Genomic DNA, 26656 nt, shown 5'->3' on the forward strand with positions numbered 1-26656 from the left:
CCATCTCACATTTCATTACATTTGATTAGGTGGTGCATAGCGTATTGCGATATTTTTCATTTGCGTATAATTTCTCAACGCGACAAAACCTTTTTCTCGTCCAATGCCACTCTTTTTATAGCCGCCAAACGGCATTTGAATTCCGCCTGCTGCTCCATAGTTATTAACAAACACTTGTCCAGCTTTTACACGACTTGAAACATAATGTGCAGTATCCAAATCCTTCGACCAAACGCCTGCAACTAATCCGTAATCTGTACTATTCGCTAAGGTAATTGCTTCATCAACCGTCGTAAACGCAAATACAGTTAACACCGGTCCGAAAATTTCCTCCTGCGCGAGTGGATCGTTAGCTTTTACTCCAGCAAGTATTGTTGGCTCAACATAATAACCCTGTTCAAAGCCTTTAATCGTCAGAGTTTCACCACCAGTAACTACGTAGCCATCCTCTTTCGCCTTTTGCAGCAGTGTTGAAATCTTCGTATATTGTCGTTCATTTAGAAGCGGGCCCATATCAACGTCCGCTTCACCAGGGCCAACTTTTAATGCTTGGAATTTTTGTACTAATTTTGCCATGAATTTTTCTTTAACACGCTCTTCAATTAGGAGTCTGGCCCCAGCCGAGCATGTTTGTCCGGCATTTTGAATAATGGCGCGTACAACTCCTTCAAGCGCTTGCTCCATGTTGGCATCCGCAAAAACAATATTTGGGGATTTTCCACCAAGCTCTAATGTTACTGGTACAACATTTTCAGCGGCTGACTTCATCACCTCAATGCCCGTCGGAACAGAGCCTGTAAACGTGATATGATTGATATCAGGATGGGAAGTTAAATACGGCCCAACATCACGACCTAAACCTGTAATATGCTGAAAAATACCTTTTGGCACTTTATCCGCAAACCATTCCGTTATAGCGTGTGTAGTTAATGGCGTATCCTCCGCACTTTTAACAATTACAGCATTGCCAGTAGCAATTGCAGCTGCTACACTTCTTGCCGTAATTTGAATAGGATAATTCCAAGGCACGATATGTACGGTAATTCCTACAGGCTCTAACACTACCGCATTTAAAATGCCGTCTTCAATGGGGATCGTATCCCCCATAACTTTATCGGCAGCTCCTCCATAAAACTCAAAATAGCGGGCTGCCGCTTCAATATCCGCTCTTGCTTGAGTTAATGGCTTTCCAACATCACGACATTCTAACAAACTCCATTCCTCTGCATGCAGACGTATATAGCGTGCAAGTTCAATGAGTAGCTGCCCACGTTCATAAGCCTTTATTTGCCGCCACTCTTCACTCTCAAACGCTACTCGCGCAGCGCGTACAGCCTCGTCAACATGGATTTTATTCGCATTCGTAATTTGGGCAATGACTTCACCAGTAGAGGGGTTCATGACATCCAATAATGTTTCCATATCACCATGTATCCACTCACCATTTATCAACATCGGTATTTTCTTCACGCGTATCCCTCCTATAGTCCACGACCACCGTCTACATGCAATGTCGTTCCTGTAACCATATTCGCTGCATCAGAGAGTAAATAACTTACTGCTCCGGCAATGTCTGATGGATTCACTAATCGCCCAAGTGGGACCGATTGAACAAAGACACTCTGCTTAGTTTGCTCGACGTCCGCTCCTTGTGCCGTAAATTGAGAAAGCATCTGCGTATCGGCTGGCCCTGGGTGAATCGTATTCACACGTATTTGGAACGGAGCTAGCTCAATAGCCAAACCACGTGTAAAGCTCTCCGCCGCCCCTTTAGATGCAATATAAGACTGTAAACCTGGGCGTGGTCGTACTGCAGAAATGGAAGCGATTGTGACAATTGAGCCCTTTAGCCTCTTCTTCATATAAGGAACGACTGCCTTTGTTGTAATAAATAAGCTTTTAACATTGACATCCATTAACCGGTTCCACTCGTCTATCGTTACTTGCTCAATCGGTTTTGCTGCCTGCGCTATACCAAGCGCGTTGACAAGTCCATCAATCCGTCCATACTCATCAAAAATCCGCTTGAATACTTCGTTCACACGCTCCTCTTGCAAGACATTGACCTCAAAGCATTGCAAGGCATCGTGCGCTAAATCGTTTAAAGAAGCTACTGATAAATCAAGCCCTACAGCAATATTGCCCTTTGCAAGTTGTTCCTGAATAATGGCTTTTCCCATACCACCACCAGCACCTGTTACAATGATGACCTTTTGCTCTACTGCCATGCTATACACCCCTTGCCGCTAAATTCATTTTGATAATCTCCTGACAAATCGCATCACCCATTTGTGCGGTTGACGCCTGTCCACCAATATCTGCGGTTTTCACAGCCCCTTCTCGAAGTACCGTCTCAATCGCACTTACTATTAGCACCTCTAAATCAGGTCTTCCGATATGCCCAAGTAACAAAGCAAGTGACCAAATTTGTGCAATTGGGTTTGCTATGCCCTTTCCTGCAATATTTGGTGCTGAGCCATGTACAGGCTCAAACATAGAGGGGAATTCCTTTTCTGGATTTAAATTAGCTGACGGTGACAGCCCAAGACCACCAACGATGGCTGATCCTAAATCTGATAAAATATCTCCGAATAAATTGGAGGCAACAACAACCTGAAAATCTTGCGGTCGTTCCACGAAATAAGCTACTAAAGCGTCGATATAGATAGATTCTAACTCTAGTGCTGGTGAACTTTGTGCAACAATTCTTCTAGCATGCTCGTCCCAAAACTTCATTGAATGAATAATAGCATTCGATTTTGTCGCGCTCGTAATCTTTGTTTTGCCATTTTTATAGGCATAATCACAGGCGGCTTGGACAATTTTTTCAATACCGATACGTGTCATAATCGTATTTTGAATCGTCATTTCCTGTGGTTGACGATGATAAATTCGCCCACCACTATCGGAATATTCCCCCTCTGCATTTTCACGGAAGATCACAAAATCAATATCCCTTCCATTAGCAAGTGGCGAGGCTATGCCAGGTAGTGATTTAATCGGACGAAAATTAACATATTGCTGAAAGCTTTTTCGTATCGGCATAATTAATTCCCATACTGTCACGTCATCAGGAACACGAGCATCTCCAATAGCCCCGAATAATATCGCTTCAAATTCTTTTAATTTGTCTAATGCGTTACTTGGCATCATTCGACCGTGATTGAGATAATAATCTGAGCTCCAAGGAAAAATAGTTGTATCTATTTGTAATGTAGAATCATGTTCCTGAAGAGAATTTAGTACCTTTAATGCTTCCTCCATAACTTCCTTCCCAATACCATCTCCTGGAATAACTGCGATTTTTGTGTGAGTCATTGTGCATCACCTGCTAAAAACTTTAAGGCTGCTAAACGGTAAATGGCTGTAGTTTCTGCTAATTCTTCGATATCGACATATTCGTCAATTTGGTGGGGCATATCACGATCACCCGCTCCAACGGTAACGATCGGTACCCCATGCACATGTAGGAATGTTCCATCTGTAGCTCCTGGGACACCGTTATATTTCGGCTCTTTTTCCGTTACCTCAGCGACTGCCTCATAAATGGCTTGTACAACAGGCTCCTCCTTCGCTGTTGCTGTTGCAGGGCGATTATCAAGCACTGTTAACTCCACTTTAAAATCTGGATCATCTGCTTGCAGGCGTTTTATAATTCCCTCAATTTTACCGAGAAGCTCATCATGATCCTGTGCAGGAACTGTACGAATATCAAGTGTCGTCATACAGTGATCAGGAATGACATTAATTTGCGCATCTCCTTTTACAGGCGCGCGTAAAATCGTTGGTGTAATAGATGGCCAATTAAGCATCGGATCACGTCCTAAACGTGCCTGCTCTTCTTTTTCCAATTTTTCAAGCTCTACGATAAAACGTGCCATGCGCCAGTTCGGATTAATGCCACTCCAGGAAATCGCACCGTGCGCCATTTTACCGAAAACATCCACTTTTAAGCGTATTGCTCCACGCTGCGCGATACAAACGTTGTTTTCCTCTGGCTCACATATAATTGCTCCATCTACATTATCTGCCCAGCCATTTTTTATAAAATGTTTAATACCAAGCATTAGCCCTTCTTCATCACATGGAATACATAAAATAATCTTGCCTGTAAATTCCTCCTGATCCAGTAACAACGACTGACAAGCTGTAATCATACACGCAAGATTTCCTTTTGTATCATTTGTGCCTCGGCCATACATTCGACCATCAATAATTTCTGCACCGAACGGATCGTACGTCCACGCCTCACGATTGCCTTCAGTTACGACATCTGTGTGTCCTTCAAAAAGAAGTGTTTTTCCTGGCTTACCCGAATCAATAATACCAACGACATTCGGTCGACCTGGCACAACTTCCTCAACATGTGTTTCAATCCCTATATTACGTAAATATTGAGCGACATAGTTCGCGACTTCTTGTTCATTGCCATTTGGGTCATCTTCTCGGTAAACGCTTTCTATACGTACTAGCTTTTGTGTAAGCTCAATAACTGCTTCGCGGTCACGTATATAGGATTCAGTTGTCTTTAAACTAGTTACTGTCATTTATAAGCCTCCTACATTTTATAGAATATTCTGAATTTACTTCATTTTATCATTATCCCACTCAACAAACATTAGACAATTTGTAAATAATATATTGAATGCTTTTAACTTTATGTTTAGTAGTGAAAAGCTAGAAAACACAAAAATAATATATATTATGTTATTTTTCGATAAAAAGAGACTTAAGGGGACATTACAATAACGTGGGGTTGATTTCCGTTCCAGCGGGGGGCGTCGGGGCAACAGATGTTTTTGCGCGAAAGCGTAGTGCTAACGTAGCGGCAGCAGCAGGATTTTGTTTGTGCGAAAGCGCAGCGACAGCAACAGCAGATGTTTTTTGCGCGAAAGCGTAGTGCTAACGTAGCGGCAGCAGCAGGGTTTTGTTTGTGCGAAAGCGCAGCGACAGCAACAGCAGATGTTTTTGCGCGAAAGCGTAGTGCTAACGTAGCGGCAGCAGCAGGGTTTTGTTTGTGCGAAAGCGCAGCGACAGCAACAGCAGGATGTTGGTCACGAAGGCGTTATCACAGGAGGTGATGCTTTTAGCCTTTGTTCCTCTATTGCTGATCCCCAAGGAGTCGCTCAACCTACACTCCAATCAACTTGTTTGCATAATATAGGCTTTATCAAAATGTCATCTCATATTTCGGTGATACTGCTGAAGAATTTTTATATAGCTTCAAATTCTAAAGACATTGATAAAGTAAGCTATGTTAGAGGTTACATAACCACAGATGGATACGAGCAGACGTATGACTGGACACAGAAATGTTAGAGCTACGACATTTGAAGATTTAAGGGGAAGATTAGAGGACTTAGCGAATGGTTGTTGTCGAAAAGATTGTTGCTATACAACAAAGGTTGTAAGTTTGACTTATATCGCGTTTAAAAGAAAATGTTCAATAAGGAGGGGCATTTTGAGATGATAAATTAATAAAGGGTCACTCTGCCGGAAGTGACCCAAAGTATAACTATAAGATACTTTTTGAACTTATCTAATTTCTTAACTTTCATTGAAGCTATAGATAAAATCATTGGTGAACCCGAAAAATTTAGCTTAACGAGCCTAATTGGTTTTACATTTGCATAAGATCCGCCCAATTCACCTTGGGCAAACGAATCATTACCACAAGTATTACCAACTAAAAGATCACCTTCCATCTCCACTATTTCTTACGAATAACAGGAATATGCGAAGAATCATGCTATAACAGGATGCGCCTTATTAATGAACCTTTGTACTAAACGTTAAAGTGTCAGTGTATTTAAGTTGCTCTCATCTACTAGAGATTAGTTAGTGGATATGGCCATTAAATCATCATTTTCTAGCCAGTGTTTACCGCCGAGAAAATCAACTAAATAAAGCGGTTTGTAGTTGTTATTTATAGTAGTGTAGATTACTTCGCCCGTTATCTTTAAGGCAGCTATCATCACTTGTGATCTGATAGGGTATTTAATATCGACGCATTCCTTTAGAACAAGGATGAATTGTTCCATAGAGCAAACACCAGTCTGGAAGATACGGTGATTATCATCGGTCTCAATGTGGTATATAACTCCCCCGTCTTTTAATACATCGATTACGATTGTATGTTGGAATTGACCAACTGAACGAGTAGCAGAAAATCTACACCCGGTAACAGCTCGGTGGAATGGTTCTTCTTTATCCGGATGATATAAGCTTCTCTCTACTTGCTTCCAACCACTTTCTGTAAGTGCATTCTCAATATAACTAAAGATGGGGACGTATCGACTCGGGTTTTCTAGTATGAATTGTTTTATTTCTTCAAGTTCTTGAGCCAATGAGTTGTCGAAATTAGTCTCATCGAAATCTCCCTCGGAATACATTTTAGTCAAATCTTTCATTTGATTTCTAAACTGTTGGGGGGTGATAAGCTCTGTAATGACCCCTTCATATTTAAGTAATTCAGATGTTTGGGTATTGCCTGATGGATCGAACAAATATGGTTTGCCTAAATAAGATGTTTCTAAATATACCTTTAATAGTTTCATTTGCAAAGCTCGGTTGTGTTGTATTATTGGGCACCAAATTGCAATAATGTCATATCCAAAGACTTCATTCATTGCTAAGGCAAATATATGGCTGCGGTTAAGATAATAATCGAATAGTGTTCTTCCTGTAGCGCCTACTCTAATTTCATTTAAAGGCAAGTCTACGAAATCGTATTTCAACTGCACTTATCTTCCCTCCTTTAAAACTATAATCTTTTTTTATTTGTCATTTGTTATTATTTATTATGCACTGTGCTCTTATAGCTTAAACTTCAAGGGTACCGATATAGAATATGCCCCTGCTCTCCTATGTTCCTGTTCTCCTGTTCCACTAAAAAATAACTTGTGAGATTTCAATGTATGAAACTTATGAAAAAAACATGACTGAAAGAAAATCAAAACGAAAATCCTTAATCTTAGGAAGTAATTGTTTTCAATAAGGCTAGTTAATCTGCTTTTCCTAATTCTTCGACTGCTTCATACATTCTAGGAAGCAACAAGCTAAAAAAACAACCTAGCGAAAAAATGGAATTGAAATATAAAAAAACCAGCGTCTATTTGAATTGCTCAAATAGATGCTGGTTTTTTCGTTTTATTGCTGGCGAGACTCTGTCATTTGCTTCCAAACAGAACCTTTTGCTTCCTCACCTTGTTCGATGCGGGCAATCGCCATTTTTACTTGTAGCTTCACTTCAAACTCTTTATCCTCTTCAGCAGTTTTTAATGCTGTTAATGATTTCTCCGTACCAACTTCATATAAGTACATAGCTGCACGCCAACGAACTAGTTTATTTTTATCTTGCAATGCTTGCTGCATCGCGTCTTCAAATTCCACTAAGCCGAGGTCACTCATACAATCTCCTGCTGTTCGACGTACCGCTGCACTTTTATCCTGTAATGCCTTTTCCAAAAAAGGTACAACCGCTACATCTTCAATCATCCCTAAATAAACGGTTGCAAGTCGACGGATAGACATTTGCTCATCTTGTAACGCTAAATCTAAAAGTGGTAAATCATCTAGCTCTGGATCTGCCATTTGGTCAAGCAATTGGAAACGTTTTTCCCATTCTGGTTGTTTAAACTGTTCAACAGAAATTTTCAGCTTAGCTTGCTTCTCAATAGTTTTCTCAGAATCATTAATCGTTGCAATAATCTCCGCTAAACGTTCCTCTGAATAAGTTACATCTATTTCTTGTTTTACGGCTTCCGCAATTTCCTCTAGCTCTCCATAACGTACACCATAGTCAATCCACTTACGTTGGAAAATATAATTATCATCAACTGCAGTCTCAATAATTTTATTGAAAGCTTCCACAAAGCGGTCACCACAGCTTACCCGATGCTCACGTTGATTATCAAACACCTTTACTTGAAGCGGTACTTGTTTATAAAACTGCACATGGACGTACACTTCACCATAAAATTCATTGGCAACTTGTTCATTGTTTACTTCCTGTACATCTTCACCTAACACTTGACGGATACTAGCTAAAATACCTTCCCATGCATACTTTGCGTTACGCTCAACAGCGAAGAAATCTGCTACATGATAAACACCTTTAACACCTTCAATTGCTAAAATCGCTGCCGCTTCACCTGTTGCTTCATCTTTATTATCTTTTGTAAAATTATAGCTTTTGCCAAAAGGTAACTCTGTATCAACGACAATCTTCATAGAATTAGGGCTTGGTGTTGGTTCAATTGTAATAATCTTCATGTATATCGCTCCTTATCCGTTTACGATTTCATCTAAATACGACCATCTTTCAATCAGATGCTCATATTGTGCATTCAGCTCATCTAGTTTCGCCGTTAATTCCTGTAGCTTTGTAAAATCAGCTCCAGCATTGGCAACACCTTCTTCTGTCTCCATAATTGCTGTCTCTGTCTTTTCTATTTCATCAGCAATAGTTTCCCACTCTTTTTGCTCTTTAAAAGATAATTTTTTCTTGTCTGATTTAGGTTTTTCGGTCTTAGGTTTTTCAACTTTCGGCACCTCTACCTTTACAACAGCTTCCTGTTCACGCTTTAGTAAATATTCACTGTAAATATCAAGCGTCTCATTAACATGCCCTAGACCATCTAAAACCCACAGCTTTTTTGCAATTCGATCTAAGAAAAATCGATCGTGGGATATCGTTATAACAACTCCAGGGAAATGCTCAATGAAGTCCTCTAGCACACCTAATGTTTCAATATCTAAATCATTTGTAGGCTCATCTAATAACAGTACGTTCGGTTGCTCCATTAATAATCGTAATAAATGCAGTCGTTTACGTTCTCCACCTGATAATTTACCGATAGGTGTTCCATGTGCATGAAGTGGGAATAAGAAACGCTCCAGCATTTGAGCAGCCGAATAGCGTACACCTTCTGCATCTGTAATATCATTTGAAGCTTCACGAATATATTCAATCATGCGCTCATTTTCATTCATCTTTGGTAGTGTTTGTTTGAAATGCGCTAACTTCACTGTCGAACCAACAAGAATTTCACCAGCATCAGGTTTTAGCTCCCCTGCTAGCATGTTCAATAATGTTGATTTTCCTACACCATTCGCTCCGATAATACCGATACGATCGCCCTGCTGTAGTAAAAATGAAAAGTGATCAAGGATTTTTTGTTGGCCAAATGCCTTTGAAATATTTTCAGCCTCTAAAACTTTCCGACCGAGTCGTGTTGTTGCAAGACCAAGTTCAAGAGAGACATCCTCAGATTTACGCTCCAAGTTATCCTCTAACTGCTCAAAGCGCTGGATACGTGCTTTTTGCTTCGTAGAACGCGCTTTCGCACCACGACGAATCCATTTTAATTCTGAGCGATAGCGGTTGCGATCCTTTTGTGCAGAGGCTGCTTTCATTTCCTCACGAATAGCACGAGCTTCTAAATAATCCCCATAATTCCCCGTATGGCGGTATAATGTTTGATCAGCCAATTCGTAAATATGCGTAGACAGCTCATCTAAGAAATAACGATCATGAGTAATAAATATAACTGCTCCCTTTAATCGTAACACCATTTCCTGTAGCCACTCTGTTGACTGCACATCTAAATGGTTGGTAGGCTCATCTAATAAATAAAGATCTGCCGGCTCGATTAAAACTTTTGCTAAAGCAACGCGCTTTTGCTGACCGCCTGAAAGTGTTAACACTTCTTTATCAAACATTTCAATCCCAAGCTTCGTAAGTGCTGTCTTAGCAAGAGCATTGACATCCCATGCCTGCTCTTCATCCATACGATGTTGCAAGCTAAATAACGATTTTTGTAAACTTTCTGAAGTCGGATTTAATGCAAGTGCAGCAACCGTTTCCTCATATTCTCGATTCAGTTTTAAAATAGGTGAATCCCCTGCAAACACTGCCTGTAACACAGTTTCGCCACTATTAAAAGTAGGCTCCTGTGGTAAATACGAAACACGATATTTATTCGGGCGGTCAACTTCCATAGAATCCGCTTCGATTTCATTTGCTAAAATAGAAAGCAATGTGGATTTACCAGTACCATTGATACCAATTAACCCAGCTCTCTCCCCCTCATAAATGGTAAATTCAATATTTTGAAAGAGCGTTTTATCGCCCACTGTTTTCGTTAAATTTTGTACAATTAAATGACTCATTACACTTTTCCATCTCTTTCATTTAGGTGTTGTTTAATGTCCATACTACTTTTTATATGTAGTTTATTATTGATATCCATTTTTATCATAACACCAAATGACAGGTAAACAAAGGACAACAAACTCTTCTTAACCATCAAATAAATCTCCTCCATTACATGCAAAATGAAGAAAGGTTAAAAATCTCAAAAAAATATCCGGATAGAAATATTTCTACCCGGATACAGAAGCTAATTATTTCACCAATAATTAAGAAGCTTCCACCATAATCCTCCTACTATAACAAAAATCAGAATTGTTACAACAGAAACTACAAAACCAACTGTCCACCATTTTTTTTGATCAATATAGCCTGCACCGAAAAAGACTGGTGCTGGACCAGAACCATAATGAGTAGTGGCGCCAAATAAATTACTAAATGCTGCTAATAATATAGCCGCTAACATTGCTGGTGCTCCTGCTTGCAGCATAACAGATAAAAACGCTGCATACATCGCACTAATATGAGCAGTGGAACTCGCAAAGAAATAATGAGAATAGAAATAGACTAATGCTAATATGACTACAGCCCATATCCAACTATACCCAGATACAAGTCCACCCACTTCATTACTAAACCACGGAATTAACCCTAGTTTGTTCATAAAAGATGCCATCATAAATAATGTTGCAAACCAGATTAGTGTATCCCACGCGCCTTCTTCCTTCTTAATATCTGCCCATGTTAATACATCTAACAATAAAAGCAATGAAAGACCTATAAGAGCTGCTGTAGTAGCACTAATGCCTAAGTAGTCTCCACCAATCCATAACGACAACACAGCAACAAATACTATGATCATTCGTTTTTCAGAACTTTTCAGCGGACCAAATTCATCCAGCTTCTTTTTAGCAATAGCTGCTGCCTCTGGTGTTTCCTTGATTTCAGGCGGATAAATTTTATAAATAACATAAGGAACAACGATTAAAGCTGTTAACCCAGGGACAATCATAGCCAATGCCCAACCAAACCAAGTAATTGTTACCCCTGCTGAATCGCTTGCCAGCTTTACAATTAAAGGGTTCGCTGCCATGGCTGTCATAAACATAGCAGACGTTATTAAATTTCCTTGAAAGCCTACCTTTAATAAAAATGCCCCCATCTTACGCTCTGTCCCGTCTTCCGGTTTAGATCCGAAAGTATGGGATAATGACTGGATGATAGGGAATATTACACCACCAGCACGAGCTGTATTACTAGGAATAGCAGGTGCTAATATTAGGTCACTCGCTAATAAAGAATAAGACAGACTCAAAGTTTTTTTCCCAAAAAGACGAACAAATACATAGGCAATTCGTTCACCTAGTCCCGTTTTAATAAATCCTCGAGAAATAAAGAAGGCAATAACAATTAGCCAAATCGTTGAATTTCCAAAACCACTTAGAGTCTCTTCAATAGTTAATGTATTAGTTATGGCAATCATAGCCATAGCAATAAAGGATATCGCTCCCATTGGTAACGGTTTCGTTATAAATCCTATAATTGTCGCAACAAAAATAGCAAATAGATGCCATGCTTTTTCATCTACTCCTGAAGGTACTGGACAAAACCAGATTGCTACGCCAACAGCAAGGGAAATGAAGAAAGGAATCCATTTGACTGCGCTTTTTGCTTCTTTCATGATGTTGATGCTCCTTTGACGGTTACCCCAATGTTTTTTAACAGGCGATTTCTCCCACGATCTAATACCCGAATAAACTATAGACAAAATCAAGATCCCCATTGTCGAAAAAGCATAAGTAATTATATATGCTTTGTGCATTGGATGAAAAGAGTTTTGACTCATTTTTCAAGAAAAAATAATCAACAATTACAATTATCTATCTTTTATGATGTTTTTTTGTTTTGAAAATTTTAAACAAACACATATTCATTGAAGTTAGCATGTGAAATTCCACTGAAAAAATACGAATGAGCGCGTTTTGAATGAGTTGGATATGCGTAAGTAATGATATTTTTGATTGGTATATTAAATCCTTTTGTATTCTATTTCATTTTATAAAAGTCTTGTTATTAACAGTAAAAATACCATGCTGATTGCCAACATGGTATTTTTCAAATCTTTTATTTAAATAGTGACTCATTACTCTATACTATCTTTTTTAATTGTATGATTATCAATTTGAACGAAATCCAACCATTGCTAAAGATATATTTCCAAAGTCTTTTTCTAATTATTGCATATGTCTATTTTATATACTTAGAACGAACAATGGTTCTATTATAAGGATTGCCTTGTAACGTTTCACCGGAAATATTTAAGGTTATATTATAAACACCAGATTTTTTATCACCTGGAAAATTCACCATAAAGTTTTGTTGATCAACCTTTTGAATTTGTAGAGATGAAGCAATATCTTTACCTGCTGGATCTAGTATTCGTAAATCGAATGTAAGTTTTTGTAATTGTTGATTAGCTTGTATCGTGATAATATTATTCGTTTCTAATGATACTGTTGGAATACTCACCTTTATCAAAGACGGCCCCCCGTGTTGAACTGCCAATAAATACGCATTATTCCCTGCTTGCGTCCTTAGATTTATCTTCCATTCCCCGATCTCAGAAATAACGCCAGTAAATGTATGAGGTGCTACGCCATTAAAGAAGGAGGCTTCATCCAATGATTGGATTGTCTGGTTGGTATATTTTATCCCTGAAGGAGATACCAACTCTATCTCATCACTAGTTAACCCTGTCCACAATTTAACATTATCTAGTGCAGTATCCACATAAAAAGAATGTGTCACATCATATGACGATTGTAACTTTCCTCCGTAAAAATAATGAGAAACATCCAACTCTTGAAACATATCAGATTGAGAAAAGTATTCTTTGTTTGCAATGATACGATCAGTAGAAGCAGACTGTAGATACTGTTCTAATCTAGAAAATACCGCAGATCCCATTCGAATACTGTCATGGTCAAGAGAGGTATCGGTAAATAAATGTGTACCGTAAGCTAATTTAGTACTTGCCTCTTTGACTAATCCATCATTTGGATCGGACAGATATAGACCACCCATCCAGAGTGCAGATAGAAATGGTCCTGAATTAGTACCGGCTATTGTATAATAGTTGTTCCTACTTACGTTGGGGTGATTATCTATTAGTGAGCGAAAGTGTTCCATCTCCCCAACTTGAAGTGAATATGTTCCATCATCATTTTCACCGAGTAATGTAGCTAGCCAACCTGCCCACCAGCTATAAGCAAGATCAGCTAACTCTGATCCATAATGAGGTGAACCTAAAGTAAGCACCCTACCAACGTACGAATGAGCATTATTAAGAACTAATGCTGCTTGGGTATCAGGCCCACCCTTGCTATGGGCAATTATATTTAATTTTTTTCCGTGAAAATGTTGACTGATTTCTTTTAACATTGAGGCTAATAACTTTCCATTATCATATTGACTATAAGAACCTTTACCTGCCGCATCGTATAATTGAACAAATACAGTTTGATATCCTGCTTCATAAGCTTTTGTATACATATCATTAAGACCGTGATACTCTGTATTACCATACCAACTTGTAGAGTTACCGTTTTTCCCTTGAACGAAAACAATAGGTGGTTTATTCGGATCAACATTAGGTGGAGTATCTCCTAAAAACCACTCTCCCGGTGTAAAGCTTTCACCTGGTGGCTTCACTCCATAAGGTTCAATCGGGTTTGAGGCAAATACATCTGGAGTAGAAAAAAGAATAATTGTGACCATTACTAATAACGAAACCATTTTTTTCAAATTATTTTCCTCCTAACCATTATAGATTAAGCTCGTAAATCTGTAGAAAAGCAATTTAGATTCCATAATTCCAAAAAAACTCTCGATTACTACATCATCGTAACGGTTTCCTTTGCAAGGCATATCTTGTGTAAAGTCTACAAAAACAGGTGTTGATTAACAGACATTAATGAATAAATCTGTCTTCAAAGATGTATTTTCAAACAGAGACAAACTAACCTTCCATCCACCTATCTCAATATTCTATAAAAGGAAATGTTTTCCTTCTAATTCAGACAAAAAAATAGCATTATCTTATACTGCGGCGAAGCCTAATGAGAAGCAGCATAATAGATTGCGTTAACAAGTAAAATAACATAGAGCGAAACGAATTGTCCCTTTGTTTTTAAGTGACATACCAATTGCATTAATTACAGCACAACTTTCGCTTGAATATATCCTCGATAATTCCAATATATCTATTTACCTTATTTCCTTATCGATAAAACCAAACATATCTTTTTTTAAGTGATTCATAAATTTCTACCTTCTAGAAAAAGTAAATAATTTCGTTGTAGTTTGTCAAAAAACATTTAATTTAGCAAGTCTTATATCAAATTACTGCCATCCAAACAATTTTCCTAAATTTCCTCACACATGCTTTAAAAATAATAAAAAAAAGTGGAGTAAATCACTCTAAGTTTAAAACGCGCGCTTGTGCCTTCATTTCACAATTTGATATAAATTGATGGACAAAACCAACAAAAATCCGTTGTCTATTGGTATAGACAACGGATTTTTTATGAGACATATAACTAATTAATAATTATAAACCCACATTATTTTTTGAAGCGTGAATAATTACTCACCAATTTCATTTTGTAATTGCTCTAAAAACCGCACCATAAATTGATGGCGTTCTTCAGCCATTTGTTTGCCCTTCTCTGTAATCATTAAATCCTTCAGCAATAAGAGTTTTTCATAAAAATGGGTAACTGAGGATGTATTTTTACTACGATACTCGTCCTCGGTCATATCCATACGCGCATTTTCTTCCTTGTCATAAAGCTTTCGACCTTTAGCCCCACCAAAAGCAAACGTCCGTGCAATACCGATTGCTCCAATTGCATCTAAACGATCTGCATCCCGTGCTATTTTTGCTTCGAGAGAAGTTGCTTCTAGTTCGTTGCCACCATTAAACGATACTTGTTCGATGCAATCCCGAATATGTTGCTTCTTTTCTTCACTTAAAGGTAGCTCGGCAATCAGCTTATTTTCTTGTTCTTTGCTATCGGTATACTTTTTATCACTTACATCATGTAAGAGCACAGCGATTTTCACAACTTCTGCATCCGCTTCTGACTCTGTTTCTAATATCGCTAACGCATTTTGATAAACACGTTCAATATGTTGAAAATCATGACTAGCATCAAATTGTTCGTAAATTCCCCGTACTTTGTCCATTAAATTGTTCATAATCTTAGTTCAGTCCCTTCATACATTATTATACTGTATTGCTTAGAATAGTTGGCAATTATTAAGCAACCTCGAGGCTTTTAAAAAAAACAATATCGCAAAGTGATTTCAATTGACAAATTTTTCAGAATATTGTAAGGTGAATGTACAGAACATTTAACCTTGTTCTGTAGCTCACTATTTCAGTGGTGTACAGCAACTATGTTTTGACAGATTTAACAACTTCAGCGGGCTTGCAATTGAATACTGTTTTGAAAGATGACGTGCGTATAGGCGTATAGTGAAAATCAATCATCTAAGAAAACAAATAAAAGTGAACATTTTTCCCTTAGAAATTCTTTATTTCAACCCGCATAGCGAATGTACATGACGAGATAAGTGAACAAATAGTTAGCTTGTTGTCACGACCTAGAAGGCTTTGACCATATGTCCCAAGCGTGTGATATTTGTATCAATAATTGAAGTTACCTTCTGTAATCATACCCTTGAGTATGTGTGAACGTAACTCCTCCCATTAATAACAAATAGCATATCGAATTCTTGCCAACATTTGTGAAAAGTCAAATTATCAGAGTCGTGCTAACAAAACTAGAGAATTCTTTTTTAGGCAACCATTTTTCCGAATTTCATTTAAGCCGTAAATGAAGTAATAAGTTATGAAGGAAGTAGGAACGATAGTTATGTTACGTATTACCAACCCGCTGAAGAAAAAGTAAAAGCTGCCCATCTTACTATTGTAGATGATGGCAGCTTTTATTGTTTCTTCGATTTCCATTTAAAAGACATTATCCTATCTCCCTATTCCCTACTTCTTGCTATTCCCTATCTTCCTTCTAAGATATGTTCAAAGGAAATTTTTTTTCTGAACACAGGAGATTCTAAGGATATGAAGAGCCTTGTTGACCTTATCGTTGTTTATCTTCATTAGTTTGGATTAGCCTTTCCTTGATTTCTTCAATACGCTCTACAGATAAGCCAGTTATTTTACAAATAAATTCAATATCCATACCATCCACTAAAAGGTTCTTGGAAATTTCCTCTTTTCCTTTTTCTATACCTTTTTCTATACCTTTTTGCTCTGCCATATGCTTAACATCCTCTAACTTTGCCTCTTCATCAAGGATATATTTTAAGCGTGATTGATAAGCAATAATATCTTCATGAGAAAGACTTAGATCTTCCCAGACATTGAATGCCTGTAATAAATGTTCGTCCTTCATCGCTAGTTCCTCCAATTCGCAATAAATGTTATCGTATTGATTTGACAATGGCATTCCATGTTAAAATCCATTCTCTATGAAAAAGGATTCTAAATATAAACCAGAATCCTTTATACCACAATGAACTACATAGCCTCTTTCATGTTTTTAACCTACTATTAAAGATTGATAGTTTTTAATTTTTCTTCAGCAGGTTAGTATTACTTAATTTAACTTTCGTTCCTACTACCTTCATAAATATTGTAGATGATGGCAGCTTTTATTATTTATTTTCAATTTTATTTACATGATCTTTTCTTTTTGTATAACTTTAATAACCTCATCAATCTCCTGTAACAGAGCCTCATTTTTCATCGTTGAACTTAATATTAGATTCGATTGATCGACTAAAATAACAGCAACATGCATCCCTTCTTTAATGCTAGCGCTCGGTACTGGCATCATTTTTTCCGTATCAAAAGTCATAATGAGGTTTGGAAATTGAGATTGGATATTACCTACTTTAGCTAAAGTCATATACTCGTTCCAGAAAGTTAAGTGAACATCCCCAACCTTTAATTTTCCAATGTCAAAGCCACCTTCCTTTGTTAGCGAATAATCCGTCACGATTCCAGAAACGATGTGCCTACCATTCAACTGACGAATAACATTTTCTAATTTCTCCTCGATTGTTTGTCCATTCAGAAAGCTATAGCCAAGCTCAATCGCAGCGGAAATAGCATGAGGTGCTCCATGTTCTTTTAAATAGCCAATGGTAACAGGGTTTCGAGTAACCCCTACCATTCCTCCAGCTAAAATAGAAGCATGGCGAACGGCTTTTGCAGTATTTTGCAAATCACCCTCGATAAAACCTTGAATTGCAAAATCATTTTTTCCACCCGCATAAAATTGAATAGATTTATAATCTTTTAGCTCATGTAGATTTAAAGAACCCATAATTCCAGTTGGATGAGCTCGCCCATTACACGGTGCATCCACAACTGGTACGTTCAATAAAACCGACTGCAGCCAGCCGTTAATAGTCGTAATAGCGCCATTTTCGTTCGTAATAATTCCTTTTAATCGATTATTAATATACGTATTCATATTGCTATAGCTCCAGCAAAGCTGTTCGTGTGAAATATATTGATCAGCTGCAGAAGGAGCTCCGACCATCGCCACACAAGTGACTAAATCTTCCTCCTCTAAATCCGTTATATCGATTAACTGAGGTGTACCTATAGCGAAAATTTCTTCAACAAGTTTCAAACCTTCCTCTAGGAGACCTCCACCACCGCCTCCTAGAATCGCGCCCCCATAGACTGCTGCTATGCCATCCTCATAAGTTAGAACTTTTACCATATCGAATTACTCCTTTCTATTTTCCTATTTTTAAAATAGAAGAGAAGAAGCTATATAAAGCATCTCCAGCAATGACACCCGCCGCAAATACAGTCATTTCAGATTCTCTTTTCCCTTCCGTCATATAAGTGAAAATAGTTCGAAGTAAAATACCTAGTAAAACAGCCCATCCAGCAATAGGATTGATTAGTAATAAACCTGTTGCAAACAGAATACCCATTTGTCGTTTCGAACCGCCGATCAGCTGAATCAATGCGCCCGGAATCGCCCAAATCAATAATTGTTTAGCCACATCACTCGTCACACCAGATTGAATTGTAGCAGCATACACATGATTTACAGGAGCCACTAAATCTTGTGCGAAATAAGATTGATAAGAGAGTAAAACAACAATGGCAGAAATAGAGAAGGCTAGAATCCCAGCGATCATTTGTTGTTTACGACCTTCTTTTTCTAAAGCGGGGTCACTACCATTCCCACGTAAAATAAAACCTGTTTTCAGATCATAGCCCATATCCGCAAAGGCAACACCTGTTGCGGCACTATATCCAGCTAATAAAGCAAGTGCTGGAGGCGGGAAGCCAATTAATACGCCCACAATAAGCGTTATAAACGCTACTGCAAATGCTGGGAACCAACCTGCATGCATGGCAGCAATACCAACTATTAATTCATGTACAAATGCAGCAATCGCTGCGAATACGATAAAGCCTATCAACATACCAAAAGACATTTGTGACATCAATCCACCTAAAAATGCGATTAATATCGCAATCAATAAATAGGCAATAAACCCTGCTCCAAAGCCCTGTCTGATTTCCTTAGGATCTTTTGAATATACAAACTTTTCTGACTCTTCAAGAGATTTCTTGTTTAATAAAGTAATGACGACTTGGAATAGCGCCACAATTCCAGCGCCAATCATAACACCATGTGGAATATAATATTCGTTTAAATCCACATTAAATAATTGCACCGAATAGCCTCTAAGTAAAAGACCCACTCCAAACATTGTAAGCGCCCATATATTACCGATAAACGCTACCCCAAAAGCTGACATCGGAATTTTAAGTACAGCTCCCACAATACCGACTAAAACACCACCGATTAGAACCTTTGCATTTTTACCGCCTTTATCTCCAGCTTTAATCGCTTCAGCTGTTGCAATCCCTGGAGGCCAAGTACCTGTTGCTGGGAATATTTTTGTATCAAAAAATTTATATAATAATAAAGCATCCACAAACATCGCTAAAATAACACCAATAAACAGTGGTAATACTAAATTTTCATAGCCTAAAACAAATGGAATACCAATAGGCAACATTAAACTACTTGCTGCACTAAAAGTAGCTGATGATATCGCTGTTTGAATAATATTTTGTCTATGCACTGATTTAAAAGCGACCAATTTTCCAATCGGAATTCTACCAAGAATCATTGCAAATATTGCACCAACAATCGATGTATTCGCAGAAATCCCTAAAGTAGTAATCAGTTGTATTCCAATTATTGCACCAACTACAGATGTTAAGACTATCATTAGTAGAGTTACGGGCTCTAAGGCCCGTGGATGTAATACTTTATTATTCATAGTGTCAGCTCCCCTATTGTTAGTTATAGTTTAGAGATGTGAGATTGAATTTGATGAGCAATTTTCACTAACTGTTCAAGCATGAATTTCTCCCTTTGATTGTCAAAGTCATATACTAATCCGGAAATCGTCAGGGATGCCATGATTTCTTTCTTATTATTGAATAATGGTACACTAATACCAAAAGCATGTTCGTTGTACTCCCCTACAGTGACACACCATTTATTTTGTCGTATAATTTGTAGCTCTTCTTGAAAATTATTAAGAAGCTTTTCATGTTCCGCTTCAGACTGCCCTTCATTAAAATACGCTAATAATTCAAGCTGTCTTTCTTTATCCAAATAGGCAAACATAACTTTACAGGAAGCACCGATGTAAAGTGGCGTTTTTGTACCTAATGACACTGCATACTTTATATTCTTATTACTTTCAGCAATTTTTGTTGTGACACCATACTCTTTATCCATATAAGTTAGAAATACTGATTCATTGATTTCACTTGCAAGACTCTGCATCAAGTCATAGATTGTAAAATGTGGGTCACTCGTATTGGCAAGCGCATCATGAAATATAAACATTTTATAACCTAATTTATATTTTTTTGTAGCTTCATCCTGTAATAAATAGCCTGCTTCAGTAAATGTATTAATTGTTCTTTGCACAACACTTGTGTGCAATTTTGTCATGCGAGAAATTTCACGTACACCTAATGCGTTTTCTGTAGTTGCGAAGCATTCAAGTATATCCAATGAATTTTTTAATGTCTTAACAGTCATATATATTTCTCCTTCTATGAGTTTTGATAACCGTAACGTTTTTCAGCTACCTCTAAAGAAATATATCCATTTAATAAATCTTTTTCAATTGCTTTCGTACTTCTCTCATTTGGATTGCCATAGCCACCTCCCGTTGCTGTAACAAGCTCTATACGGTCTCCTTTTTGTAATTCATAATTCGCTAGGACACCAACCGGACCAACCTTTGTACCATCTTTTTTATGAATGATCAAATAGTTATGCGACCCTGCACTACCATCATTTAAGCCAAATGGTGCAAATTTATGTCTACCTAAATTGACAGAAACCTTTTGAGCATCATTGTTAACTGTATAAACTCGGCGTACGCCTAAGCCACCTCTAAATTGCCCTGCACCAGCACCATCGCAATTTAAGCTATATTCATCAATCTGAATACCGTATTTTGTCTCCGCAATTTCAACAGGAAGATTATATGTTTCCCCATCTCCCATACAATATTGCCCACTTTGACCATCCTCATCATTTGACGCTCCCCAACCACCTACTGAAGGTTCAACAATTAGGAATGACTCATCATTTTCAGGATTTTTACCTGTTAATATAAATGTACAAACCGACTGTAAATGACCTGCTGATAATCTTTCTGGTAAATGAGGTGCAAGTGCTTTCCAAATTAAATCTGCTGCACCAATACGTGCCTCAAAGTTCATAGAAACTGGGTGTGGACGTTTGGCAGATACAATAGAATTGTAATCTGTCATAATCGTTAAGCGTTTAAAGACACCTTCATTAATGACATCAATATCGCCAAGTAAAGCAAGAAACATCACACGTACACTGGCCATTAAGCCAAATTGCGAGCAGTTTACCGGTACATTCACAGCAGGATGTGATCCTCTAAAATCACACATAAATTCTTCATCACTGATGGTTACCTTTACTTTGATTGGATAAGGTCCGCCTTTTAAAGGATCACCCTCAATAAAGTCTTCCGCATAAAATTCGCCCTTTGGTAATTGTTGTAGTTCAAGCTCAACAATTTTTTCACCCTTGTCCAATAATTTTTGAATGGACAATTTAACAGATTCGGCACCGAATTTCTGACAAAGCTCCGTGATTCGTTTTTCACCCGTTTTTAAGGCAGCCACCTGAGCAAACATATCTCCGATTGATAGTTCTGGTAAGCGAACATTCGTAGAAATGATTTCATAAATACCTTCATTGAGCTCGCCTTTCCGATAAAGCTTCACACCAGGTAACTGTAGACCTTCCTGATAGATTTCATTCGAATTACTTGTAAATGAACCTGGATCCATGCCACCAACCTCTGTCCAGTGCGCTTTATTAGCAGAATAAGCGATAACCTCATTTTTATAAAAAATCGGTAAGACTAAACCAACATCTGATAAATGTGATCCTCCGCCGACATATGGATCATTAATAATAATGACATCACCTTCATGTAAATCTTCCCCATGATTAAACTTTTCAATGACACGTTGTACCATCGGACTAAGCATCCCGATAAAACTTGTTACACCATTACCTTGGCTGATTAGATTGCCTTTTGCATCTGTTAAACCGCAAGCATAATCCAATACCTCATAGATCACTGGGCTCATGGACGAACGAGCTAACGCTACAAACATCTCATCGCCAATAGCTAGTAAAGAATCTTGAATAATTTCTATTGCAAAAACATCTTTTTTCATGTTTTATTTCCCCTCCATCTCTACAATCAGATTGCCGTATTTATCTATTTCAATAGATTGTTTTTCATTAATCACAACTGTAGACGTAGGACTTTCCACAATAGCAGGACCAGTAATCACATAGCCAGGTACTAATTTTTGTTGATCATAGACATTTACCTCTACCCAGCCTTTTTCCTTGACGTATAACCTTCGCGTAGCTTTTATACATGTCGAAGCGTCAATATTTAAGAATTCTAATTCCTTAAATTGCACCGCTTCATCTTTTCCGTAAATAGTAAGATGTAAATTCACTAACTCGATGGGCGTCTCTGGTAAATCAAAAGAAAACTCCTGTTTATGTTTAATATGGAAAGCTTCTGTTAAATGTGCAAGCTCCTCTTCATAAATAGCAATATTCGATGCATTCAATTTGACAGCGTGTTCTTGGCCTTTATAACGAAGATCATAATTAATTTCAAAATAATAATGATCTTTTGACATAGGTGCATCCGCATAGGCATTTTCAATAGCTTCATCGATATTTTTTTGGATATCAACTAGATGATGATGATCAAAGTCCATTAAATTTGTTTGGATATAATCTTGTCGGTATTCTGTCATCATCATTCCTAGTGCTGAAAAGACAGAAGAACCATATGGAATAATGACTTTTTTCATGCCAAGTTCCTCTGCTAAATTAATCGCATGTAGAGGACCACCGCCACCAAAGGCAACCATTGTAAAATCTTCAGGGTCATAGCCTTTACGAATAGAAATTAGTTTCAGGGCATTTAACATATTAGAGTTGGCAATATCTAAAATCCCTTGTGCTGCCTCCTCTGCTGTCACATTAAACGGATTAGCAATGGCTTCAGTAAGTGATTGCTCCACCTTGTTAATAGACACTGGATTATCAAAGTTTTCTAACGACAGTCTTCCTAAAAAAACATTTGCATCCGTAATCGTTGGTTGTGTATTGCCTAAGCCATAGGCAACTGGCCCTGGATTCGCACCAGCAGAATCTGGACCAACTTTTAAGGAGCCGAATTGATCCAAACGAGCGATGGAACCACCGCCATTACCAATTTCTACGATATCAACAACTGGAGTTTTAATCGGATAGCCTGCAAACTTTTCATTTCTTTCAATATAGTAATCTGTTGTAACATTTACTTTTCCATTTGTAATTAGCGAACATTTCGCTGTCGTTCCTCCAACATCAAAAGCGATAATATTGGATTCATTTAAAAGTTCACCTAATTTTGCTGCCCCAAACATACCAGCTACTGGGCCAGATTCCACAAGATTGATCGGCAATTCCATTGCTTTATCAAAGCTAGTTGTACCACCATTGGATTGCATAATTTTCAAATGATCTGTAATACCGATTGTTCCTAATTTTTCTTTTAAGCTTTTTAAATATGCGTGTGCAATTGGCTTAACGTATGAATTTAAAACTGTAGTATTCGTTCTTTCATATTCGCGATATTCCTTAATCGTCTCACTCGAAAGTGTAATATACACCTCAGGCCAAATTTTTAAAATTTCTTCTTTAAGCTTTAATTCATGTATTGGATTTTTATAGCCATGAATTAGTGAAATAGCTATGGCCTCTACACCTAATTCTTTAAATTGACGTACGATATTACCTACTTCCTCAGCATTAAGCGCTTTCATAATATTACCTTTAAAATCGATTCGCTCATCGATTTCTTGTCGTAAATAGCGCTCAACAAAAGGTTTTGGCTTTTTATATTTAAAATTGTATAGGTCTGGTCGATTTCCACGAGCAATTTCTAACACATCACGGAAACCTTTCGTTGTAATTAATCCAACTACGCCCCCTTTTCTTTCCGTTAATGTATTAATAATGACTGTTGAACCATGAATAAATGATTCAATAAGAGAATCTTCCGTTACATGTCGTCCTAATACATTTAATATGCCATCCTCAAAATGACCTGGAGTCGTATGGCCCTTGTCAAAATGAAGATTTCCCTCCTCATCCGTGTAAACTAGGTCGGTAAAAGTACCGCCAATATCCGTTGCGATTTTCAAGTCTTCACTCCCCTTCGTTCCTATTATCGGAACAGTGTTCCAATTAATAAATTACGTAAATTATATTTAAAATAAAAAGAAAATTCAATCTATTTTTAATAAAAATTTATTTAACCATTATATTTGTCGTAAAAATCCACTTTTTCTTTCTAAGATTAGGTGTACTTTTACAATAGTGACCTTATTAATTTGCGTAAATTTAACTTAATATGTAAAAACAAAAAAGGCCTCTGGTCATACACCAGAGGCCAAACTAAAGCGCCTACACAATACAACAGAACAGCTCATAACCTCTATAAGAGAGGATGACTTTGTTGAAAAATCTATTAGAAAATACAAGCCTTTTAGACACACCCGCTGAAAAAAGTTAAAAGCTGCCCCTATAAGAAAAAGAAGCAGCTTTAATGTTAATTTTTTTGTATCAATTAGAACAACCCTACAGCATGTCCTTCATTATCTACATCCATGCGTAAGGCAGCTGGTGCTTTTGGTAAACCTGGCATTGTCATAATATCGCCTGTAAGACAAACTAAGAAACCTGCACCCAGTTTTGGAATCACTTCGCGGATTGTGATAGTAAAGCCCTCAGGACGTCCTAAAAGACTTGGTTGGTCGGATAGAGAATACTGGGTTTTCGCCATACAAATCGGTAAAGAATCCCAGCCAAATTTTTCGATTTGGGCAATTTGTTTTTTAGCTTGTTCAGTAAACTGTACATCTTTCCCACCGTACACTTTTTGAACAATCGTACGAACTTTTTCTTCAACGGACTCTGTTACATCATATAAGGGAGAGAAGTTATTTTCTTCTTCTAATACGGCTACTACTTGCTCAGCTAAGGCTAATCCACCTTTACCGCCTTCTTCCCAAACATTTGTACGAGCAATACGAACATGATTTTCTTGACACCAGTTCAGCACAGCCTCTAACTCCGCTTCTGTGTCCGTAATGAATCGATTTAAAGCGATAATCGGTTCAACGCCAAATGTACGAACCGTATCAACATGTTTAGCTAAATTTTCAATCCCTTGTAAAAGCGCTTCAACATTTTCGCCTACAAGCGCTGTTTTTGGTACACCGCCATGCATTTTTAATGCACGGATTGTAGCTACAATAACAACTGCACTTGGTTTAAAGCCTGCTTTGCGTGCTTTAATGTTCATGAATTTTTCAGCACCTAAATCTGAACCGAAACCTGCTTCTGTCACAACAATATCAGCTAGCTGGCGAGCCGTTTGTGTCGCCATAATCGAGTTACAGCCGTGTGCAATATTGGCAAATGGCCCACCGTGGATAATGGCAGGTGTTCCTTCAAGTGTTTGCACTAAGTTTGGTTTAAAGGCATCTTTTAATAATAATGTTAAAGCCCCTTCCACTTGAAGATCTCGCACGAATACTGGTTCACGCTCAAATGTATAACCAATTACGATACTTGCTAAACGTTCACGTAAATCTTCAATGCTTGTAGCTAAACAAAAAACTGCCATAATTTCTGATGCAACGGTAATATCAAAGCCGTCCTCTCGTGGCATCCCTTGTACAGGACCACCCAGACCCACTACAACTTTACGAAGAGTGCGATCATTTAAATCCATTACACGCTTCCAAATAATACGGCGAGGGTCAATGTTTAAAGCATTTCCTTGGTGTATATGATTATCAATAAAGGCTGATAATGCATTATTCGCAGTCGTAATTGCGTGAAGGTCGCCAGTGAAATGCAAGTTTATATCCTCCATCGGTACAACCTGTGCGTACCCACCACCTGTTGCACCACCTTTCACGCCCATCACTGGGCCAAGTGATGGCTCACGTAAAGCAACAACAACATTTTTATTCAATTGATGAAGTGCATCAGCAAGTCCAACCGTTACGGTTGACTTCCCTTCACCTGCTGGAGTTGGACTAATGGCAGTAACTAATACTACCTTAGCGTCCTCACCCTGTGCTGTTATTTTTAGTGGGTCAATTTTTGCTTTGTAGCGACCATACTGCTCAAGTGCATCTTCTGGAATACCTGCATCTTTCGCGATTTCTGTAATAGGCTTCATCACCGCTTGATTAGCGATTTCTAGATCTGATAAAGGTTGATTAGTCGTTGTCATTTGGCATCCTACTTTCTATGTTGTTAATTTCCATTATAGACTTTATTGTGAAAAAAATCATAGGAAGTTATACAAGCATTTCGACAATCAATTGACAACTTTGCACAATTCATGTATGTTCTTAATGAAAATGCATTTTTTCACATTTTCTCACGACTTAGTTGATTTTATTCTACTTTCAAGCGCATGGGAGGCGAATGCTTATGCAACAGGGAATCGTAAAGTGGTTCAATAATGAAAAAGGTTATGGCTTTATTGAATGTGATGATGGAGAAGATGTATTTGTACATTTTACGGGAATCCAGGAGGAAGGCTTCCGTACACTTGAAGAAGGTCAAAAGGTATCATTTGATGTGGTGGAAGGCAATCGAGGTCCACAGGCGTCAAATGTTGTAAAATTTTAAGTACAAAGGAGCTGTTCATTTGATGAACGGCTCCTTTTTTCAAATGTTCTTCATAGATCTTTTACACTCTTAA

19 protein-coding genes are annotated in these 26656 nt (G+C 37.9%); 2 read left to right on the forward strand and 17 right to left on the reverse strand.

Annotation, left to right across the window (positions count from 1 at the left end; all coding sequences use genetic code 11):
* Positions 1 to 15 precede the first annotated feature (15 nt).
* From ACVYAD_RS04005 to ACVYAD_RS04020, 4 genes are read right to left on the reverse strand one after another with little or no spacing between them, the layout of a single operon-like run.
* Positions 16 to 1470: an aldehyde dehydrogenase family protein gene (locus tag ACVYAD_RS04005; RefSeq protein ID WP_476424760.1), complete on the reverse strand. Its 1455-nt coding sequence runs from the start codon at positions 1468 to 1470 to the stop codon at positions 16 to 18.
* An 11-nt stretch (positions 1471 to 1481) separates the two neighbouring features.
* Complete coding sequence (locus ACVYAD_RS04010) at positions 1482 to 2228, reverse strand: SDR family NAD(P)-dependent oxidoreductase (protein WP_476424762.1); 747 nt, start codon at positions 2226 to 2228, stop codon at positions 1482 to 1484.
* Position 2229: 1 nt separating this feature from the next.
* Entirely contained in the window at positions 2230 to 3318 is a 1089-nt protein-coding gene (locus ACVYAD_RS04015) for a tartrate dehydrogenase (protein ID WP_476424764.1), read from the reverse strand.
* Entirely contained in the window at positions 3315 to 4547 is a 1233-nt protein-coding gene (locus tag ACVYAD_RS04020) for a M20 family metallopeptidase (protein WP_476424766.1), read from the reverse strand. Before ACVYAD_RS04020 ends, ACVYAD_RS04015 begins: the two co-directional genes overlap by 4 nt.
* A 203-nt stretch (positions 4548 to 4750) precedes the next feature.
* On the opposite strand from ACVYAD_RS04020, the gene ACVYAD_RS04025 reads away from it, so the two are divergent.
* The gene (locus ACVYAD_RS04025) at positions 4751 to 4900 is read left to right on the forward strand and encodes a hypothetical protein (RefSeq protein ID WP_476424768.1); all 150 of its coding nucleotides are present in this window, start codon (positions 4751 to 4753) and stop codon (positions 4898 to 4900) included.
* Between the two features lie 934 nt (positions 4901 to 5834).
* On the opposite strand, the gene ACVYAD_RS04030 is transcribed toward ACVYAD_RS04025, so the two are convergent.
* From ACVYAD_RS04030 to ACVYAD_RS04090, 13 genes are all read right to left on the reverse strand, one after another.
* Positions 5835 to 6743: a hypothetical protein gene (locus tag ACVYAD_RS04030; RefSeq protein ID WP_476424770.1), complete on the reverse strand. Its 909-nt coding sequence runs from the start codon at positions 6741 to 6743 to the stop codon at positions 5835 to 5837.
* A 406-nt stretch (positions 6744 to 7149) separates the two neighbouring features.
* On the reverse strand, positions 7150 to 8274 hold the full coding sequence (locus ACVYAD_RS04035) for a conserved virulence factor C family protein (protein ID WP_476424772.1): 1125 nt from the start codon (positions 8272 to 8274) through the stop codon (positions 7150 to 7152).
* A 12-nt stretch (positions 8275 to 8286) separates the two neighbouring features.
* Complete coding sequence (locus ACVYAD_RS04040; protein WP_476424774.1) at positions 8287 to 10173, reverse strand: ABC-F family ATP-binding cassette domain-containing protein; 1887 nt, start codon at positions 10171 to 10173, stop codon at positions 8287 to 8289.
* Positions 10174 to 10412: 239 nt separating this feature from the next.
* A complete protein-coding gene (locus tag ACVYAD_RS04045) occupies positions 10413 to 11834 on the reverse strand; it encodes an anion permease (protein WP_432760122.1) in 1422 nt (473 codons plus the stop codon).
* Between the two features lie 566 nt (positions 11835 to 12400).
* Complete coding sequence (locus ACVYAD_RS04050) at positions 12401 to 13948, reverse strand: esterase/lipase family protein (RefSeq protein WP_476424933.1); 1548 nt, start codon at positions 13946 to 13948, stop codon at positions 12401 to 12403.
* 849 nt (positions 13949 to 14797) lie between these two features.
* Positions 14798 to 15412, reverse strand: a complete 615-nt coding sequence (locus tag ACVYAD_RS04055) for an HD domain-containing protein (RefSeq protein ID WP_476424775.1) — start codon at positions 15410 to 15412, stop codon at positions 14798 to 14800.
* A 905-nt stretch (positions 15413 to 16317) separates the two neighbouring features.
* Entirely contained in the window at positions 16318 to 16686 is a 369-nt protein-coding gene (locus ACVYAD_RS04060; RefSeq protein ID WP_476424776.1) for an Rpn family recombination-promoting nuclease/putative transposase, read from the reverse strand.
* Positions 16687 to 16914: 228 nt separating this feature from the next.
* Positions 16915 to 17973, reverse strand: coding sequence for an S-methyl thiohydantoin desulfurase domain-containing protein (locus ACVYAD_RS04065; protein ID WP_476424777.1), 1059 nt, complete (start codon positions 17971 to 17973; stop codon positions 16915 to 16917).
* 16 nt (positions 17974 to 17989) lie between these two features.
* Positions 17990 to 19564, reverse strand: coding sequence for an OPT/YSL family transporter (locus tag ACVYAD_RS04070; protein ID WP_476424778.1), 1575 nt, complete (start codon positions 19562 to 19564; stop codon positions 17990 to 17992).
* Between the two features lie 23 nt (positions 19565 to 19587).
* Positions 19588 to 20340 carry an IclR family transcriptional regulator gene (locus ACVYAD_RS04075; RefSeq protein WP_476424779.1) on the reverse strand — a complete coding sequence of 251 codons (753 nt, stop codon included), beginning with the start codon at positions 20338 to 20340 and terminating at the stop codon, positions 19588 to 19590.
* A gap of 14 nt (positions 20341 to 20354) precedes the next feature.
* Entirely contained in the window at positions 20355 to 22034 is a 1680-nt protein-coding gene (locus ACVYAD_RS04080) for a hydantoinase B/oxoprolinase family protein (RefSeq protein ID WP_476424781.1), read from the reverse strand.
* 3 nt (positions 22035 to 22037) lie between these two features.
* Complete coding sequence (locus ACVYAD_RS04085) at positions 22038 to 24074, reverse strand: hydantoinase/oxoprolinase family protein (RefSeq protein ID WP_476424783.1); 2037 nt, start codon at positions 24072 to 24074, stop codon at positions 22038 to 22040.
* 425 nt (positions 24075 to 24499) lie between these two features.
* On the reverse strand, positions 24500 to 26179 hold the full coding sequence (locus ACVYAD_RS04090) for a formate--tetrahydrofolate ligase (protein ID WP_476424785.1): 1680 nt from the start codon (positions 26177 to 26179) through the stop codon (positions 24500 to 24502).
* A 203-nt stretch (positions 26180 to 26382) separates the two neighbouring features.
* Between ACVYAD_RS04090 and ACVYAD_RS04095 the strand changes: the two genes are divergently transcribed.
* The gene (locus tag ACVYAD_RS04095; RefSeq protein WP_079560081.1) at positions 26383 to 26583 is read left to right on the forward strand and encodes a cold-shock protein; all 201 of its coding nucleotides are present in this window, start codon (positions 26383 to 26385) and stop codon (positions 26581 to 26583) included.
* Positions 26584 to 26656: the final 73 nt, after the last annotated feature.

The sequence above is a fragment of the Lysinibacillus sp. G1-3 genome (genome assembly GCF_056322905.1).